Here is an 18,122-nt window from a genome sequence, read left to right on the forward strand (position 1 = left end):
CAAAATGTTTTTTTCTTATTGTTCAATTTTTTGGGACTATTGTCGTGAGCCGTATCAGCCTGGACCTGGATGTACTGCGCAGCTTTGTGTCCGGGGTGGAGATGGGCAGCTTTGCCTTGGCCGCCCAGCGCATGAACCGCTCCACCTCCGCCATCAGCGCCCAGCTCAAAAAGCTGGAAGAACAAGCCGGCCAGCCCCTGACGCGCAAGGCCGGCAGAGGCTTGGTGCTGACGCCCGCCGGAGAAGTCATGCTGGCCTATGCGCGCCGCTTGCTGGCGCTGAATGACGAGGCGGTGCAGGCGGTGCAAGGCAGCGGGCTGGAGCAAGGCTGGATACGTTTTGGCATGCAGGAGGACTTTGGCGAATCGCTGCTGCCCGCCATTCTGGGACAGTTTTCCCGTGCCCATCCGCAGTTCCGGCTGGAGGTAAAAGTGGCACGCAATCAGCAACTGCTGGATGGCCTGGCCAAAGGGGAGCTTGACCTGGTCCTGGCCTGGGATGGCGGCCAGCCCTGGCCGTATCAGCAGCGCATGGCGACGTTGCCGCTGTGCTGGATAGACAGCAAGTCCAGCCCGCTTGCGTGTGTGCCGGGCGATGCCATCCCCTTGGTGGCGTTTGAGGCTCCCTGTCTGATGCGCACCGCGGCTTGCAGCGCCCTGGAACAGGCAGGCCTGGCCTGGCGGCAGGCCTTTTGCAGCAGCAGCCTGAGCGGGATATGGGCTGCAGTGGCGGCGGGCCTGGGCGTGACGGTGCGAACCGCAGCCGGTTTGCCCGACACACTGCAACTGCGCCAGGATTTGCCCGCCCTGCCGGAGATCCAGTTAGTGCTGTATCGGGCCGAAGCGGCGATGGCGGCGGGCGCTGAACGGCTATCGGACATTGTCCGTCATGCCTTGCATGGATATCTGTATGGCCTGAGCCGCGATTGAGCGGTGTGCCAAGCGCTAGCGGGCAACGGTCGCCAGCATAAAACCTGTTACCGCGTTGTGGCTTGTTGCCGTCGTGCTGGTCGTGTCTGCATCGGCCTGGCTTGCCTCAGGGCGGCTGCCTTGTTTTTTAGCCGCGCTAAGCGGCCAGGCAGACAAAAAAGCCCTCCGTGGCGGGAGGGCTGGGTGATGTCTGGCAATCTGCTGCGGGTGCTCAGTGCTGATGCCCGTGCTCGCCATGCACATGCTGGTGGGCAATTTCTTCCGCCGTGGCGGCGCGCACGTCCAGTACCTGGATGGCAAAACGCAGGGTTTTGCCGCACAGCGGGTGATTGCCATCCAGCAGAACGGTAGGGCCCTTGATCTTGGTGACAAAGTAGTAGCGCGCCTGGCCATCCGGGCCTGGGCGGCGGATTTGCCCCCCCACCTTGATGCCGGGCGGGAATTCAGCCTTGGGCATGGTCGTGACCAGCGCTTCGTCGCGTTCGCCAAACGTATCTTCGGTGGCCAGTTGCAGTGTGGTTTGATAGCCGGCTTCCTGGCCTTCCAGCGCCGCTTCCAGCTTGGGAAACAGATTGTCGTAATCGCCGTGCAGGTAGGAGACCGGGTGCTTGCCGTCATCGTAAACCTGGCCTTGGCTGTCGGTGACTTTCATGCGCAGGGTAACGGCGGTGTTCTGGGTGATTTTCATGATGGAAGTGGCAAATCGATGGAAGCCGGAAGGTTGGCAGTTCGCTGCTGGCGTGTCAACTGCGTGCCAAGAAGCAGCGTCGTTCTGCCTGCTGCCGGGGTGCGCTGCGCGCTGCCTGCCGATGGCAAGGCAGGGCTGGGTGGTCTGCGCGCCGACCGTGCGGCATGCGGCTGGGTATTTTGCTTTTCTGGCTGGATTTGCGGCAAGATTTGCCAAGAAATCACCAAACTGGCACCGCAATGAGCAAATACAAAGCAGCAACGGGTCTTGACCCGGTAGACAGGGCCATCTTGCAGCATTTGCAGCAAGACGGTGCCATGTCGACACCCAAACTGGCCGAGCACTTGTCGCTCAGCGTGACGCCCTGCTGGCGGCGGCTCAAGCGGCTGGAGGAGGAGGGCTATATCAAGGGCTATCAGGCCAATCTGGACCGGCGCAAGCTGGGGCTGGATGTGCTGGCCTATGTCAGCCTGCGATTTGGCAATGTGGGTGACAAGCAGCCCAATCATTTCGAGGAACTGATGCGCGACAATGAGCAGGTGCTGTCCTGCCACAAGATTACCGGCGATGCGGACTACTTGCTGGTGGTGCTGGCCAGTGATCTGGATGACTACAGTCATTTTGTGGAGCAGTTGCGGATGATTCCCGGCATCAGCTCCATCCATTCCAATCTGGCGCTGAAGGAAGTGAAATCCAGCACCCGCCTTCCCTTGCCGCGCTAAGCAGATTGGGTGCGTGCGCCTGGCGTGGCGCTGCCTGCTACACGGTCAGTCGCGGCAGGCAACAGGGCTGGCGCCATGCGATCGCTAAGCCTGCTGCCTTGCGGCTGCCTGGCACGGTGTGCCGCGCGCGTGCTGCTTCAGCCGATGTCCAGGCGGCGGATCATGGTTTCCAGCAGTTGCGATTTGTCTGCCCATTGCGGTTGCAGCAGCCGTTCCGCTCTTTCGATGGCCTGGCAGGCCGGGCAGTCTGGCTGGCGATCAGCCGAACCGTTTTCCGGGCAATTGGCGCGGCGGATATGCGGGGTTTCGCCAGTTGCAACACGTAGCAAGCCTTCCATGGCTGCCTTGATTGCCTTGTCCATTGTGTTATCTCCTGTTGGGGGATGTCTTGCAAAGACAGAATGACAGCATGCAGGACCAGACGCCCGGTGGGGCATCACAACTCAAAGCGCCAGATATTCACTTGAGGCCATGTGCAGCATGGCCGGCCCTGTAGCTGCTGATGGATTGATCTTAGGTGATTTTCCCTGCCATCCATTTTGCCTAGGTCAACAAATCATTATTTAGCCGCTGGCGGGCATGAAAAAAGCCCGCACCAGGCGGGCTTGCTGACAAGCAAGGCTGCGGTCAGACGCTATCAGGCGCAGCCACCGCCGCTTTGTCCTTGCTGACGTGTTCCGAGGCCAGTGCCATATACATGGCCGGTACCACGAACAGGGTGAACAGCGTACCGATGGACAAGCCGCTGAAAATCACCAGCCCCATGGCATGGCGCCCGGCAGCACCGGCACCAGAGGCAATCACCAGCGGAATGACGCCAAACACCATGGCAGCCGTGGTCATCAGGATGGGGCGCAAGCGGATTTCTGCCGCACCGACAATGGCATCCAGCTTGCTGGCACCCTTGCTGCGCAGGTCGTTGGCAACTTCCACAATCAGGATGCCGTGCTTGCTGATCAGACCCATCAGTGTCACCAGCCCTACCTCGGTGTAGATATTGATAGAGGAGAAGCCCAGGAAGATGAAGATCATCGCGCCAAACAGTGCCAGCGGTACTGACACCAGGATCACCACCGGATCGCGGAAGCTTTCAAACAGCGCGGCCAGCGTCAGGAACACGATGATGATGGCAAACAGCATGGTAAGGGCAAAGCCACCGGATTCCTGGCTGAACTGACGCGAAGGGCCGGCATAGTCCACGGTGTAGCCGCTGGGGGCAATTTCCTTCAGCGTGTCTTCCAGGTATTTGAGCACTTCGCCTTGTGCCTGACCGGATACGCCGGACAGGGTGGCCGAGTTTTGTTGCTGGAAGCGGGTGATGGATTCCGGCACCACTTCGGTTTTCAGTTTGGCGATGGTGGACAGGGCAATCATCCCGGAATTGGGCGTGCGTACCTGGTAGTCCAGCAGTTGCGCGGGGTTTTGTCTGTCCTTTTGCAGCAATTGCGGAATCACCTTGTAAGAACGGCCATCAATCGAGAAGTAATTGACATAGCCGCCGCCCATGGCCGCGCTCATCGCATTGGCCACATCCTGCTGGGTCATGCCCATGGCGGTGGCTTTGTCCCGGTCAATCACCACGGTGGTTTGCGGTGCATCGATTTTCAGGTCCAGGTCGGCAAAATAGAACTTGCCGGAACTGCGCGCCTTGTCCAGCAGTTGCTGGGCCACTTCATTGAGGTTTTCAAACGGCTCGGTGGTCTTGATGACAAACTGCACCGGCAGGCCCGAGGAACCCGGCAGCGGCGGGAACTGGAAGGCCGCTACCCGTACACCGGCAATCTTGTTCCAGCGCTCTTGCAAATCCTGCTGGATTTCCTTGGCGTTGCGGCCGCGTTCTTCCCAGGGCTTGAGTAGTACGCCGCCAATACCGGCATTCACCGTGGGGGTACCGGTAATCTGGAACATCTGCGCGTATTCCGGGGTGGCCTTGCTGATGGCGTACATTTGCTGGGCATAGGTCAGCATCTGGTCGGCGGTGGCGGTGGGGGAGCCGACAAGCTGTCCCATCACGATGCCCTGATCTTCTTCGGGGGCCAGTTCGGATTGGGACATCTTGGTCATCAGACCCAGCAGCGCCAGCATGATGGCCGCCATCACCACCAGTACCGGCCAGGTTTCCAGCAGGCTGTGCAGCAGGCGGCGGTAGCCGTTCTGCACTTTTTCAAAGGTGTGGTCGATGGCTTTTACCAGACGGCCTTCATCCTGTTCCGGGCGGAAAAAGCGCGAGCACATCATGGGTGACAGGGTGAGCGCCACCACGCCGGATACCGTAACGGCCGAGGCCAGGGTAAAGGCAAATTCGGTAAACAGCGCGCCGGTCAGCCCCCCCTGGAAGCCGATGGGCACATACACGGCCACCAGTACCACGGTCATGGCCAGAATCGGGCTGCCCAGTTCGCGCGCAGCGATGATGGATGCCTCAAACGGTGTTTTGCCTTCCTTCATGTGGCGGTCAACGTTTTCCACCACGATGATGGCATCGTCCACCACCAGGCCGATGGCCAGTACCAGCGCCAGCAAGGTTAGCAGGTTGATGGAGTAACCCAGCACCAGCATCATGAAAAAGGTACCGATCAGCGACAGCGGCATGGCAATCACCGGCACCAGCACCGCGCGGAAGCTGCCCAGGAACAGGAAGATCACCACGGTAACGATGACCAGTGCTTCCAGCAGGGTTTTCACTACCTCGTGGATGGAGGTGTTGATGAAGTCGGTGGAGTCGTAGACAACCTGTCCGGTGAGGCCGGAGGGCAGTTGCTGCTGGATGGCCGGGAAGGCCTCGCGCACGCTCTTGGCCACATCCAGGATATTGGCCTCCGGGGCCACCTTGATGCCGATGAATACCGAACGTTCGCCACTGAAGGCAACGTTGAATTCGTAGTTTTCCGAGCCCAGCGTGACATTGGCGATGTCTTCCAGCCGCACAATGGCGTCGCCGTTTTGCTTGATGGCCAGCTTCTTGAACTCTTCCACGCTGTGCAAGTCGGTGGCGGCGGTGAGCGGAATGCTGACCATCTGCCCCTTGCTCTTGCCCACGGCGGCCAGCACGTTATTGCTGGCCAGGGCATTGCTCACATCGGTGGCCGTCACGCCGTGGGCCGCCATCTTGTCGGCATCCAGCCAGGCGCGCAGCGCAAACTGGCGCGCACCCAGCAATTCGGCAGTCTGCACGCCGGGAATGGCGTCCAGCTTGGGCTTGACCACCCGGTTCAGGAAGTCGGTCACCGAGTTGTTGGCCAGGGTCTTGCTGTAAAAGCCCAGATACATGGCATCGGTGGTTTGCCCGGTCTGCACGGTGAGCACCGGCTGCTGCGCCTGGGCGGGCAACTGGTTTTTCACGGTATTGACCTGGGTATTGATCTCGGTGAGCGCCCGGTTGGCATCGTAGTTCAGCCGCAGGTTGGCGGTGATGGTGGACACCCCGCTATCGCTGGTGGAGGACATGTAGTCGATGCCCTGAGCCTGGGCAATCGCCCCTTCCAGCGGCTGGGTGATGAAGCCGGCAATGGTCTTGGCATCCGCACCGTAATAGGTGGTGGAAACGGTAACCACGGCATTCTGGGTTTGCGGATACTGGTTGACCGGCAGGCCAAACAGCGAGCGCAAGCCCAGCACCACCAGCAGCAAGCTGATGGTGGTGGCCAGCACCGGTCTCCGGATGAAGATATCGGTAAAGTTCATGGCGCGCCCTTACTGTTCCTGCGGAGTCGGATTGGGGTTGTTGGCCGGCTGTACGCTGTTGTTGATGGCAACAGCAATACCGTTTTTCAGCTTGACCTGACCCGAAGTCACTACTTGTTCACCTTCTTTCACGCCGCTGAGAATGGCCACCTGGTCGCCGCGGGTCGGTCCGGTCTGCACAAATACCTGCTTGGCCATCAGGCTGCCACCGGCAGCCGCAGCATCCTTGCCGGCGGGTACCACCACGAACACGGTGGAGCCGTAGGCGTTATAGGTAATGGCAGTCTGCGGCAGGGTGAGGTAGGACTGCTGCTTGCCGGTGTCCAGGCTGGCGTTGGCAAACATGCCGGGCAGCAGCTTGCGGCCCGGATTGGCGATCAGCGCCTGTACCTGCACATTGCGGGTGCTGGTGTCGATCTTGGGATTGATGGCGTTCACACTGCCGGTAAAGGTCTTGTCGGCGGTGCCGTCGGTCTTGATGAGCACTTTCTGGCCCACGCTGACGGCAGCCAGTTGGCTTTGCGGCAGGTTGAAGTCGACATAGATCGGGTCGATCTGCTGCAGGGTGACAATCTTGTCACCGGCATTCAGATACTGCCCCGGATTGACGCTGGTGATGCCCACCCGCCCGGCAAAAGGTGCGCGGATGGTTTTCTTGGCCACCAGCGCAGCTTGTTGTGCCACTTGCGCCTTCTTGCTTTTCAGGTCAGCCGCATCGTTATCCACCTGGGCCTGGGCCACACCTTGTACGGCCAACTGTGCCTGATCGCGTTTCAGCGTGATGGCCGCCAGCTCGGCTGCCGCTTCCAGGGAATGCAGTTGCGCGATATCCGCATCGGCATTCAGCTGTACCAGCACATCGCCGGCTTTTACATCCTGGCCGGACTTAAAGTTGACGCTGCGTACCTGCCCGGCCACTTCGCTGCTGATATCCACGCCATGCACTGCGCTGAGCGTGCCGACCGACTTGAGCTGCGGCTGCCAGCTACTGCTCTTGGCAGTGATGGTGCTGACAATTTGCGGTGCCGGCTTGGGCGCTGCAGCCATCAGGTTGCGGATATGCATGAAGAAGCCCAGCCCCAGTACCACTACCAGCAGCACTATGCCTCCCAGCATGATGAACATTCGCTTGGTCATATTGCTTTCCCTTTTATCTCTAGATTGCGTGTTGTTTGCGTGCCGGGCTTAGCGGCTGGCCTGGGTGGTCTGATCGGCATGGTCGGTGCTGGTGTTGCGGTTCCACCAGCCACCGCCCAGTGCCAGGAATAGCGCTGCGGAGTCGGCATGGCGACTGGCGCTGGCGCTGATCAGATTGATGCGTGCCTGCTGCCAACTGCGCTGTGCGTCCAGCAGGGCCAACTGGCTTACCGCGCCCAGGCGGAAGCGTTTTTCGGTCAGTTGCAGGGTTTCGCGCGCCTGAGCCTCGGCCAGGGCCTGGGCTTGCAGGGTGCTGGCATCGGCACTGACTGCGCGCAGGCTGTCCGCTACGTTCTGGAAGCCCTTGAGCACGGTGTCCCGATACTGCGCCTGGGCCTGTTCAAAGGCGGCGTCGGCAGCACGTTTCTTGGCGCGCAGCGCACCACCGTCAAACAGCGACTGACTGACCCCGGCACCAATGCTCCACAGGCTCAGCCCGGCCGTGGCCGGACCGACAAACAGGCGCTCACGGGTGAAGCTGCCGGTGAGGTTGATTTGCGGATACTGGTTGGCGGTGGCTACGCCGACATTGGCTCCCGCCTGTTGCAGCAGGGCTTCGCTGGCGCGGATGTCCGGACGCTGGCGTACCAGCTCGGAGGGCAGCGACACCGGCAGTTCCGCAGGCAGTTGCAGGCTGTCCAGGGTGAATTCAGGCAGACCTTGTTCTGACGGCAGTTTGCCGACATAGACCGCCAACTGGTGGCGGGTGAGGTCCAGTGCTTTTTCCAGCGGCGAGAGTTGCGCGCGGGTTTGTGCCACCAGTGTGGCTTGCGACAGCACGCTGCTGCGGCCCACCGCGCCCAGTTTTGCCTGTTGTTCCACGATGCGCAGTTGCTGCTCGCTGGCGGCCAGCATTTCCTGCGTGGCTTGCAATTGGGCGCGTTGTGAAGCTTCCTGGATGGCAGTGGTCACCACATTGAAAATCAAGGTCTGGTAAGTGGCTTCCAGTTGGTAGCGCTGATAATCGGTGGCCGCCATCAGTCCCAGCAATTGCTGGCGGTTGGCACCAAACAGGTCCAGGGTATAGGACACGTTTAGCCCGGCGCTCAGCACGTTGTAGTCGCTGGGGGTGCTGCCCGAGAGCAACTGGCGCTGGCGGTTGCCTCCCAGTTGGCCGCTGACCGATGGGTATTGCAATGAGCCCGAGGCCGCATTGTAGTTTTCCTCAGCCTGCTTGAGGGCCGCGCGGGCCGCCGTCAGGCTGGGGTTGTTCTGCAAGGCTTCGCGCACCAGCTTGTCCAGCGCATCCGAACGGAACAACTGCCACCATTCTGCGGGTAGCTGCTGGCCATAGGCCAGATGCTGGGAAATGCCGCTGTTGCCAATGGCGATGCTACTGGCGGCGGTGTGCTGGTCGGCCAGTTTGCTGCCGTAGCTGCTAAGCTGGCTGTCCACCATCTGCGGGGCGCGGGTGGGGGGTGTCAGTGTGCAGCCTGCCAGGCCAAGGCCCAGCAGCAAGGGCAGCAAGGCCCGCTGCGTGGTAACGGCCCGGTTGCGCAGTTGCCGGCCGGGAGTGGAGGTGGGATGCATCATGATGCTCCTGTTTCATTACATGCCAGGCCTGATGAAGGGTTCTGGCATTGTCCTGCCTTGTGGGCGAGTTGATTCTTAAGATTATTCTGATCTTTGAATCGGATGTGACCCAAGGATCAGCCGGTCAAAGGCCAGCAGAAAGCGGTGCCGTGCTTCTGCATGGTCTTCCGGGGTGCAGCTATTGAGGTTGCATAGTGCGATGCCGGCAATGGTGCTGTGAAACAGGGCCAGCTCGTCGTGACTACAGGTGATGCCGTATTGCAAGAATGCTTCTCTTTTGTTGTTCAGCATGCGGCGGTCAAAGTCGCTCAGCCAGCTTTTGAGCTTGGGGTCGGTTTCGGCGGCCACCGTCACGGCCACCATCAGGCGGGCAATCCGGCTGTCACAGACTTTGTCGCACATCTGCTGGCGAAAACTCTCCAGGCTTGATTCTGCTGCTGACCCGGCACACCCCTGGGCATTGATGACCAGTTGGCAGCCATGTTCCACCACCACGGTGAGCAAGTCATTGCGGGTGGGAAAGTAGTAGGTCAAGTGGCTTTGGCGCAGCCCGGCCTGCCTGGCCACCTTGCTCTGGCTGAAGCCCAAGATGCCATCACGCAGCAGGACTTCCAGCGCGGCATCAATCAGGCGGCTGCGATTGTCCTTGTCTGCCGGGAGTGGGTTGGCATCCGGCAATGGTATGGTTGCTGGCATGGTATTTGGTTGATTTACCAAAACCCCTAGACGCTAACAATTTTTAATCATGAAAGCCAGCAGACGTAGCCGAAATTTGCTCAATGACAGCCAAATGATGTGGCTTGATGCAAATTTGATACAGAACAAGAGAGGTGCTTGCTGCCGGAGGCGTGGTGGAGTCAGGCGTTTGCCGTGGATGGGGGCTTATTTAATTTTTATGACATTAAATTTGATTTTATCGGCAAATAAATTCATTTGTCATTTATTGTGGACGTAATACCAAGGGCTACCCTATATCACGTTTCGTCAAACAGGTTTTGATCTGAGTCATGTTTGTCTTGATTTGTTTTCCCGTGCCGGGCGGAAACTGCTTTAGTAGCAGGCTTGGTCTGCTGACGTGAACGTAATGCAAAGTTGGCAACCGCAAACAAGCCGGCTCTATCAGACCGGCGCAACGCTCGATAAAACACCAGGCCGCAACAGGCCGGAAATTGCAAGGGAACAACAAGTGGAACAACGCATTCACCATGCCGGACTGGCAGGGAAAATCATGTCGGCTGAGGAGGCCGCCACACACATCCAGCCAGGCATGACCGTGGGCATGAGCGGGTTTACCGGCTCGGGCTACCCCAAGGCAGTGCCGCTGGCGCTGGCTGGCCGTATTGAAGCAGCGCAGGGACGCGGCGAGAAGTTCGCCTTGCGTGTGCTCACCGGGGCCTCCACCGCGCCAGAGCTGGATGGCGCACTGGCCAAGGCCGGTGGCATTGATTTTCGCCTGCCTTACCAGTCAGACCCGGAGCTGCGCGCGCGCATCAACCGTGGCGAAATCGACTATATGGATGTGCATCTGGGCCAGGTGGCGCAGTACACCTGGTTTGGCTTTCTGGGCAAGATCGACCTGGCGGTGGTGGAAGTGGCGGGCATCCTGCCGGATGGCCGGCTGATTCCGTCCACCTCCATCGGTAATAACAAGACCTGGCTGGACCTGGCCGACAAGGTGATTCTGGAAGTCAACAGCACCCAGCCGCTGGGGCTGGATGGCATGCATGACATCTATTACGGCACCGCACTGCCACCCAACCGCCAGCCGATTCCGTTGACCCAGGCGGGCGACCACATTGGCGAACCCTATCTGCGGGTGGACCCGGCCAAGGTGGTGGCGGTGGTGAAAACCCATGCGCCGGACCGCCTGGGCCGCTTTACCCCGCCGGACGAAACCAGCCAGCGCATTGCCGGGCATCTGGTGGAATTCCTCAAGCATGAAATCAGGATGGGCCGTTTGCCGGAGAACCTGCTGCCGCTGCAATCCGGCGTCGGCAATATTGCCAATGCGGTGCTGGGCGGCCTGCGTGATGGTGGTTTCAGCAATCTGACCGCCTTTACCGAGGTGATTCAGGACGGCATGCTGGATTTGATCCGCACCGACACCATCCGCATGGCCTCGGCCACTGCGCTGTCGCTCAGCCCGGAAGGGGTGCAGGAGTTTGCCCGCAATATCGACCACTACCGCGAGCGCATCGTGCTGCGGCCGCAGGAAATCTCCAATCATGCCGAACTGGTGCGCCGCCTGGGCTGCATCGGCATCAATGGCATGGTGGAGGCCGACTTGTACGGCAACGTCAATTCCACCCATGTGGCCGGCACCTCCATCATCAACGGCATTGGCGGTTCTGGTGATTTTGCCCGCAATGGCTTTTTGTCCTGCTTTGTCACGCCCAGTACGGCCAAGAACGGGGCGATTTCCTGCATCGTGCCCATGGTCAGTCATGTCGACCACACCGAGCACGACGTCTGCATCATCGTCACCGAACAGGGCCTGGCCGACTTGCGCGGCCTGTCGCCCAAACAGCGTGCGCGCACGGTGATTGCCAATTGTGCCCACCCGGACTACCGCCCGCTGCTGCAGGATTACTTCGACCGCGCCTGCCGCGACAGCAAGGGCAAGCACACTCCGCATCTGCTGGGTGAAGCACTGTCCTGGCATGAGCGGCTGGTGGAGCAGGGCAGCATGCGGCCCAACTGATGGAAACAAAAAGCCCTTGCTAAGTAGCAAGGGCTCAGGCTGTTGACAAAGTTATTTGGTGCGATTGCCTTGGAGCCGGCCAAGTGATTGATTCCGCAGCCTGTCCATCTATTCCCAATCCCCCGCCCTTTCCCTGAAAGGGAGCCTCGCTTTCCTTTCAGAAAGCGAGAGGGGGCGATCATCTGCCGCCCTTAAGCGCGTATCGGTTTACAGCGCCACCACCTGCTTGCTGCGCAGTGCCTGGGTGATGGCCAGGCCAATGCGGGTGGCCTCGGTGGCATCGGCCAGGCTGAGCGCCAAGGGCTGGTCGTGTCGCACGGCATCGACAAAGTGCTGGGCTTCGCTGACAAAGGCCTCGGCAAAGCGCTGGTAGAAGTCCTGCACACATTCATTGCGCACGCCATGGACATCGCTGATGTCCACCCGGTTGGCGCGCGGATTGGCACCGACAGTCAAGCGCCCGGCAGTGGCAAAGATTTCGGTCAGGGTTTCGTGGCCATGCGCCTGGGTGCGCGAGGCATAGAAGCAGGCCAGCTTGCCATCGGCAAATTCCAGCATGGCCACGCCATTGTCCACATCGCCGCAATCGGCCAGTGCCGGGTGCAGCGCATTGGTGCCAGTGGCCCAGACGCGTAGCGGTTTGGGCGAACCCAGCAGCCAGCGCGCCAGGTCGATATCGTGAATGCTGCAATCCATGAAAATGCCGCCGCTGCTGGGGGCAAACTTGACGAAAAAGCCGTTTTCGTCGTTCAGGTCGCAGGTTTGCGAGCGCAACAGATAGGGCTGGCCTACCAGCCCCTGTTGCAGTTTTTCCGCTGCGTCCTGATAGCTGGCATCAAAACGGCGCACAAAACCCACCATGGCCTTGAGCTGCGGATAAGCGGTAGCCACGGCCTCCACCTTCTGACAATCTTCCACATTCAAGGCCAGCGGCTTTTCGCAGAACACATGCTTGCCCGTATGCAGGCAGGCGATGATCTGCCCGGCATGCAGCGCGGTGGGGGTAACCAGGAACACCGCTTGTACGTCGGGTTCGGCCAGCATGGCCTCCAGCGTATGGTGGCGGTGTACACCCGGCAGGTGCTCTGCGGCCCAGTCCAGTTCTTCATCCACTGGCGAACAGGCTGCCACCAGCCGGGCACCACGAATGCGATCACGCAGATTGAGCGCATGACGGCGGCCAAGCCGGCCCAGGCCGACAATGCCGATATTGAGTTCAGACATGACTTCTCCCTGCCCGCCGACAGGGTGGCGGCGGGCATGTGATGGCGGACGGGAAGATTTACAGACTGATCAGACGGTTTTCCTGCCAGGAGCGGGTAGCGGCATCGGCCAGTTCCAGCGCCTTGACGCCATCTTCCACCGTGGTGCGCGGAGTGACGCCACGCTGCACCACGTCAAAGAAGTGCGCCATTTCCAGCGCGTAGGCGGCGCGGTAGCGTTCCAGGAAAAAATGTTCCGGCAGATCAGTGCTGACGTGTTGGCCACCATAGGCGGTGACTTCGGTAGGGCGGTGATTACCGGCCTGCAACATGCCCAGGCTGCCCAGCACTTCAAAGCGCTGGTCGTAGCCATATGCAGCGCGGCGGCTGGTGTTGATCTGGCACAGGCGGCCGGAGCGGGTACGGATGGTGACGGCGGTGGTGTCGGCATCCCCTGCCTCGCCAATGGCCGGGTCGGTCAGCACACTGGCCGTGGCCTGCACGCTGACGGCTTCGTCAGCCAGAATCCAGCGGCAGATGTCGAAGTCGTGAATCAGCATGTCCTTGAAAATGCCGCCGGAGCGCTTGATGTAGTCCACCGGCGGTGCGCCGGGGTCGCGGCTGGTCACTACCAGCACTTCAGGCTGGCCGATTTCACCGGCTTCAATGCGTGCTTTCACCGCGGCAAAAGTAGGGTCGTAGCGGCGCTGAAAGCCGATCAGGCAGGCCACACCTGCTTCTTTCACTGCAGCGGCACACTGGCGGGCGCGTTCCAGCGTGAGGTCTACCGGCTTTTCGCAGAAGATGGCCTTGCCACGCGCGGCGGCGCGCAGGATGAGGTCGGCATGGGTATCGGTACTGGAGGCAATCACCACGGCGCCCACTTCCGGGTCGGCCAGCGCACTGTCGATGTCGCACACGCTGGCACCATATTGCGCCGCCAGTTCCTGCGCCGAAGGCTGGTGAGTGTCGACGACATACTTCAGGCGTGCGCCAGGCTGGGCGGCCAGGTTGGCGGCGTGGATCTTGCCGATACGGCCGGCACCGAACAGGGCTACTGCGGTCATTGCTGTCTCCTCATACGTGTTGTTGGCCAACCGTGCTGCGGGCTGGTCTGCTTGCTGATGAGTATATGTTAGAAAAAAAATTCTGAAAATAATTTTTTGGAAATATATTTTCCAATGCATCAGATCTGGCCTGCCCAGCTCCCGCAGAAGCGCAGCATCAGATGCATCGCCGTATCAAGCCACGGCGTCACTGCTTGTCGCAGATGGAGGCTCGGATGACTCCAGCGCTCTGCCACATGACTTTGCAGATAGTGCTGGCATGCGCGTGCGTATTCAGTCTGGCAAGCAGAAGTCAATGGATGCGGGCAGTTATTTTGGTAGAGATAATCGATATGGGTAGAGAAGTTCATTGTGATAAATTCCATTGAAATTTTAATTGGAATTGCAAATGGAATTTGATTGCCCTTATTGCAAATCTCAGTTCATTGATGATTTCGAACTGCTTGCACCCAATTACCTGCATCGTATTTGCTGTGACCAATGTCGGCAATATTTTTGGATGATATCGACCGAGTGTTGCTGTGGCGAGTTAGTGGTGTCAACGATCAGGATGGAGAATGCTGATGGATCTGATAAATAGCTTGAATAATCAATTGTTGATTTTTCTGAAGTTGTTGATGTGGATGACTTGATAAGAAAGATGCGAGCTGAATCGGGTGTTTTTTTGTTGATGGTTGCTTTTTTTTATTGTCTTGCAGTGTTTACTGTCGTGTATGTTGTGGGTTTGTGTTGCGCTGGTAGAGAGTAAAGTAGCATCTCTGTTGTTTATTATCTTTGCATGTTCATCTTTCATATACTGTTTTTCATACGTGCAACATTATGGTTTGTCTGCCGCAGGGGGAGATTGGTAGTTTGCTTCGTATTCATGGAGTCATGATTGTTTGATACAGGCAGCGTTGTTGTATGGGAATTCACTACATCATGATCATCATGAAAGTAAGAATAAAAATTTTACAGCACTTTGTTTGCGCTAACGTAGTTTAATAGCACCTTATTTGTATCTTTTCTTTATTGCTTTTGTTTCTGTTTTTTTGATCGTGTCATGCGAGGCGAGTTGAATAAATATAATAAGTCTCCATCGGGTTTGGATGGTGGAAGGCATGACTTTTGTTGAGCATGATTTTATGTTCAACTGGCTTGGTATGAATTTCTGTGATGTGCAATGAAAAAAGCCACATTAGCCATTGGACGGTGCCAATCACACCAATGGCTAATATCATGTCTGTCTCCTTGGTTTTGCTTGTTGTGTGATGCGGAGTTGTGCCAGCAGGTTTAGCCGGCCAGTTGCTGGTGGATGTAGTCCATGCTGTTTTGCAGCAGGGTTTCGCTGTCCGCTGCTTCCATGATGTCGTTGGCAAAGGCTTCGAACGACACCACACCCTGATAGCCACGAGCCAGCAGTTCCTTTAGCTGTGGGATATTGCCCAATCTGTCGGCGCTGCCCACCAGCACGCGGTGGCCATCGCGCATTTCCCTGCTGGCAAGGGGGGTGGATTCCACGCCAGAAATGTGAACCAGCCCGGTCAGTTCCGGGAAGAAAATGTCCTCGCCAGCCAGATAGTGGTGGAAGGTGTCGTGTACCAGGCGGAAATGGCGCTCACCAGCTGCGGCGTAAATGGCGGTGACAGCCTCGGACTTGCGGCGCAGCGCACATTCCTCAAAGCCCAGCGGCTCCACCAGCCCGCTGATGCCATGGTCGTCCAGAATCGGTTTGAGTTGTTTGAGCGCATGAATCAGCTCCTGCTGACGCTGGCTGGCAGTGCGGGTGTCATCGCGGCGGTTGAGCGGGCACAGCACCAACGCTTGTGCGCCACAGTCGCGGGCGTAGGCGGCCAGTTGTACGGCGCGTTGTTGCAGCCCGGTATCAAACACATCAAACGGGTAGAGCGCATTGATGCTGCGGATGGTGATGCCGGCCTCGGCGGTGGCTGCGCGCAGTTGGGCGGCCAGAGTGCCATTGCTGATTTCCACGCCGTTCAGGTCGTTGCGGATTTCAATGTCGCTGACGCCCAGTCGGCGGCACATGGCCAGATAGTCGGGAAAGGACAGGCGCGGCGCGCTGATGCGGTTGATGGCAAAACGGATGTTGGCGTGCATGGCGGTCTTTCTGTGGTGAGGGGAAAACTCAACGCTGCTGCCCATTACAGTGGTACTGAGCCAGATAGCACTCTATTGAGGGGCTGCTGGACGTGGTGATCGATCAACACCAGGATGGCCAGGCCATCAAGGCGCTGCAATAGGTGCTGGCAGCACTGGCGGTGTTGCGCAGGGTGGGCTTGTGGCGGCTCAGTTCCGTCTGTATCTGGCAGAGAACATGTCGGCGTCGTCCTATCTGTCCGCCTGGGCAGGCCTGGTTTGTTTTGCGGAAATTGTTTTTCAAAATAAAATTAAAATGAAAAATAATTTGCAACCGTGCGGAAATCTTATATCGTAGTGGCTGGATTTTCCTTACTCTCGATGCCGACAGGCTGGCACCGCCCGGTCAGCCGCCGTCATCGCCCCCTGGAGAATGGATGTGAAAACCGTACGTCTCACCGTGGCCCAGGCGCTGGTGCGCTATCTGGCCGCGCAGTTTGTCACCATGCCGGATGGCAGCCGGCAGCGGCTGTTTGGCGGCGTGTGGGCCATTTTCGGCCACGGCAATGTGGCCGGTCTGGGTGAAGCCTTGCAGGCAGCGCAGGATGTGCTGCCCACCTTGCGCGCCCACAATGAGCAGGGCATGGCACTGGCTGCAACTGCTTATGCCAAGGCGCATTTCCGCCGCCGCATGATGGCGGTCAGCACCTCCATCGGCCCCGGTTGTACCAATCTGGTCACTGCCGCCGCAGTGGCCCATGTCAACCGCCTGCCCATGTTGCTGTTGCCCGGTGATGTATTCATCTCGCGCGCGCCGGACCCGGTATTGCAGCAAGTGGAAGACTTTCAGGATGGTGGCGTGTCGGCGGTGGATTGCCTGCGGCCGGTGTCGCGCTACTTCGACCGCATCGTGGTGCCGTCCCAGTTGCTGACCGCTTTGCCGCGTGCCATCGCCACCCTCACCGACCCGGCGCAGTGCGGCCCGGTGACACTGGCCCTGCCGCAGGATGTGCAGGCGCAGGCCTTTGACTGGCCGGAAGCCTTCTTTGCCGAGCGCGATATCCATTTCCGTCAGCCACCGGCGGAACCCACCGAGCTGGCGGCACTGGCCGGTCTGCTGCGTCAGGCCAAGCGCCCGCTCATCGTCTGCGGTGGCGGGGTGCTGTACAGCGCGGGTGGTGCTGACGCGCTACGCCAGTTTGCCGAAACGCACGGTATTCCGGTTGGCGAGAGTCAGGCGGGTAAGGGGGCTTTGGCCTGGGATCATCCCTTGCTGGCCGGTTCCATCGGCGTCACCGGTTCCCCTGCCGCCAACGAGCTGGCCGCCCAAGCCGACCTGGTGCTGGCGGTGGGCAGCCGCCTGCAGGACTTCACCACCGGTTCGCATGCGCTATATGCCCAGGCCACGCTGTTGTCCATTAATGTGAATGGTTTTGATGCCGGCAAGTGGGGCGGCCACGGCCTGCAATGTGATGCTGCGGTCGGGTTGGCGGCACTGAGTGCAGCGCTGGAGGGCTGGCAGGCCGATGCCGACTGGACCGCACACAGCCAGCGCCTGTGCAATGGCTGGCGCCGTCAGGTGGACGAGATTGTGCGCAGCCCGCGCGCCAGCCTGCCCACCTATGCCGAGGCCATCGGCGCAGTGCAGGCCTCGGCGGCGGATTCGGCCGAACGCGACATCGTGGTATGCGCCGCCGGTACGCTGCCGGCCGAGTTGCACAAGCTGTGGCGCACCAGTACGCCCGGTGGTTATCACATGGAGTACGGCTTTTCCTGCATGGGTTATGAAGTGGCCGGTGGCCTGGGGGTGAAGATGGCCCGGCCGGAGCGCGAAGTCATCGTGATGGTGGGCGATGGCAGCTATTTGATGCTGAACAATGAGCTGGCCACTTCGGTGATGCTGGGTCACAAGCTCATCGTGGTGTTGCTGGACAATGCCGGTTATGCCTGCATCAACCGCTTGCAGCAAGCCTGCGGCGGTGCGCCTTTCAACAATATGCTGGCCGACTGTCGGCATGGCGAACACGGCATCCCGCAGATCGACTTTGCCCAGAATGCCCGCTCGCTGGGGGCGGAGGCCGAAACCGTCGGCTCGGTGGCCGAATTGCAGGCCGCCATGGTGCGCGCCCGCGCCGCCAGCCGCAGTTATCTGATCCAGCTGCGCATCGATGGCCCGCAATGCACACCGGAAGGCGGCAGTTGGTGGGAAGTGGGCATTCCCGAGGTTTCCGAACGCGAAGCGGTACGTAGCGCCCGTGCCGACTATGAACAGGCCCGCCAGCGTCAACGTCTGGGCTGAGCCGGATGATAACAAGGAGAGAGA

General features: G+C 59.5%; 16 protein-coding genes. 5 read left to right on the forward strand and 11 right to left on the reverse strand.

Annotation, left to right across the window (positions count from 1 at the left end):
- The first annotated feature begins 44 nt into the window (after positions 1-44).
- Complete coding sequence (locus tag DLM_RS02680; RefSeq protein ID WP_089084915.1) at positions 45-929, forward strand: LysR substrate-binding domain-containing protein; 885 nt, start codon at positions 45-47, stop codon at positions 927-929.
- 211 nt (positions 930-1,140) lie between these two features.
- Here the strand turns inward: DLM_RS02680 and DLM_RS02685 are convergent, their stop codons facing one another.
- Positions 1,141-1,617, reverse strand: coding sequence for an FKBP-type peptidyl-prolyl cis-trans isomerase (locus tag DLM_RS02685; protein ID WP_089084914.1), 477 nt, complete (start codon positions 1,615-1,617; stop codon positions 1,141-1,143).
- Here DLM_RS02685 and DLM_RS22910 point away from each other — a divergent pair.
- Both DLM_RS22910 and DLM_RS02690 read left to right on the forward strand, forming a co-directional pair.
- Entirely contained in the window at positions 1,616-1,888 is a 273-nt protein-coding gene (locus DLM_RS22910) for a hypothetical protein (protein ID WP_145985753.1), read from the forward strand. The genes DLM_RS02685 and DLM_RS22910 overlap by 2 nt on opposite strands.
- Positions 1,857-2,339, forward strand: a complete 483-nt coding sequence (locus tag DLM_RS02690; RefSeq protein WP_089084913.1) for an Lrp/AsnC family transcriptional regulator — start codon at positions 1,857-1,859, stop codon at positions 2,337-2,339. Before DLM_RS22910 ends, DLM_RS02690 begins: the two co-directional genes overlap by 32 nt.
- Positions 2,340-2,476: 137 nt before the next feature.
- Here DLM_RS02690 and DLM_RS02695 read toward each other — a convergent pair whose 3' ends face one another.
- The 5 genes from DLM_RS02695 to DLM_RS02715 form a co-directional block, all read right to left on the reverse strand.
- Positions 2,477-2,701: a hypothetical protein gene (locus DLM_RS02695; protein ID WP_089084912.1), complete on the reverse strand. Its 225-nt coding sequence runs from the start codon at positions 2,699-2,701 to the stop codon at positions 2,477-2,479.
- Between the two features lie 265 nt (positions 2,702-2,966).
- Positions 2,967-6,023, reverse strand: coding sequence for an efflux RND transporter permease subunit (locus tag DLM_RS02700; RefSeq protein WP_089084911.1), 3,057 nt, complete (start codon positions 6,021-6,023; stop codon positions 2,967-2,969).
- Between the two features lie 9 nt (positions 6,024-6,032).
- Positions 6,033-7,160, reverse strand: a complete 1,128-nt coding sequence (locus DLM_RS02705; RefSeq protein ID WP_089084910.1) for an efflux RND transporter periplasmic adaptor subunit — start codon at positions 7,158-7,160, stop codon at positions 6,033-6,035.
- A gap of 48 nt (positions 7,161-7,208) precedes the next feature.
- Positions 7,209-8,753 (reverse strand): efflux transporter outer membrane subunit, encoded by a 1,545-nt coding sequence (locus DLM_RS02710; protein WP_089084909.1) that lies wholly within the window; start codon positions 8,751-8,753, stop codon positions 7,209-7,211.
- Between the two features lie 81 nt (positions 8,754-8,834).
- The gene (locus tag DLM_RS02715) at positions 8,835-9,449 is read right to left on the reverse strand and encodes a TetR/AcrR family transcriptional regulator (RefSeq protein WP_089084908.1); all 615 of its coding nucleotides are present in this window, start codon (positions 9,447-9,449) and stop codon (positions 8,835-8,837) included.
- 532 nt (positions 9,450-9,981) lie between these two features.
- On the opposite strand from DLM_RS02715, the gene DLM_RS02720 reads away from it, so the two are divergent.
- Positions 9,982-11,454: an acetyl-CoA hydrolase/transferase family protein gene (locus tag DLM_RS02720; protein ID WP_231960166.1), complete on the forward strand. Its 1,473-nt coding sequence runs from the start codon at positions 9,982-9,984 to the stop codon at positions 11,452-11,454.
- A gap of 207 nt (positions 11,455-11,661) precedes the next feature.
- Here the strand turns inward: DLM_RS02720 and DLM_RS02725 are convergent, their stop codons facing one another.
- The 5 genes from DLM_RS02725 to DLM_RS02740 form a co-directional block, all read right to left on the reverse strand.
- Positions 11,662-12,678 (reverse strand): Gfo/Idh/MocA family oxidoreductase, encoded by a 1,017-nt coding sequence (locus DLM_RS02725; protein ID WP_089084906.1) that lies wholly within the window; start codon positions 12,676-12,678, stop codon positions 11,662-11,664.
- A gap of 58 nt (positions 12,679-12,736) precedes the next feature.
- Positions 12,737-13,723, reverse strand: coding sequence for an inositol 2-dehydrogenase (gene iolG / locus DLM_RS02730; RefSeq protein WP_089084905.1), 987 nt, complete (start codon positions 13,721-13,723; stop codon positions 12,737-12,739).
- Positions 13,724-13,842: 119 nt separating this feature from the next.
- Entirely contained in the window at positions 13,843-14,073 is a 231-nt protein-coding gene (locus tag DLM_RS22915; protein ID WP_145985754.1) for a hypothetical protein, read from the reverse strand.
- Positions 14,074-14,763: 690 nt separating this feature from the next.
- Complete coding sequence (locus DLM_RS02735) at positions 14,764-14,943, reverse strand: hypothetical protein (protein ID WP_089084904.1); 180 nt, start codon at positions 14,941-14,943, stop codon at positions 14,764-14,766.
- A 52-nt stretch (positions 14,944-14,995) separates the two neighbouring features.
- The gene (locus DLM_RS02740) at positions 14,996-15,820 is read right to left on the reverse strand and encodes a TIM barrel protein (protein WP_089084903.1); all 825 of its coding nucleotides are present in this window, start codon (positions 15,818-15,820) and stop codon (positions 14,996-14,998) included.
- A 418-nt stretch (positions 15,821-16,238) separates the two neighbouring features.
- On the opposite strand from DLM_RS02740, the gene iolD reads away from it, so the two are divergent.
- Positions 16,239-18,098 carry a 3D-(3,5/4)-trihydroxycyclohexane-1,2-dione acylhydrolase (decyclizing) gene (gene iolD / locus DLM_RS02745; RefSeq protein ID WP_231960017.1) on the forward strand — a complete coding sequence of 620 codons (1,860 nt, stop codon included), beginning with the start codon at positions 16,239-16,241 and terminating at the stop codon, positions 18,096-18,098.
- The last annotated feature ends 24 nt before the right edge of the window (positions 18,099-18,122 follow it).

Origin of the sequence: Aquitalea magnusonii (assembly GCF_002217795.2) — a bacterium.
GTDB lineage: Bacteria > Pseudomonadota > Gammaproteobacteria > Burkholderiales > Chromobacteriaceae > Aquitalea > Aquitalea magnusonii_B.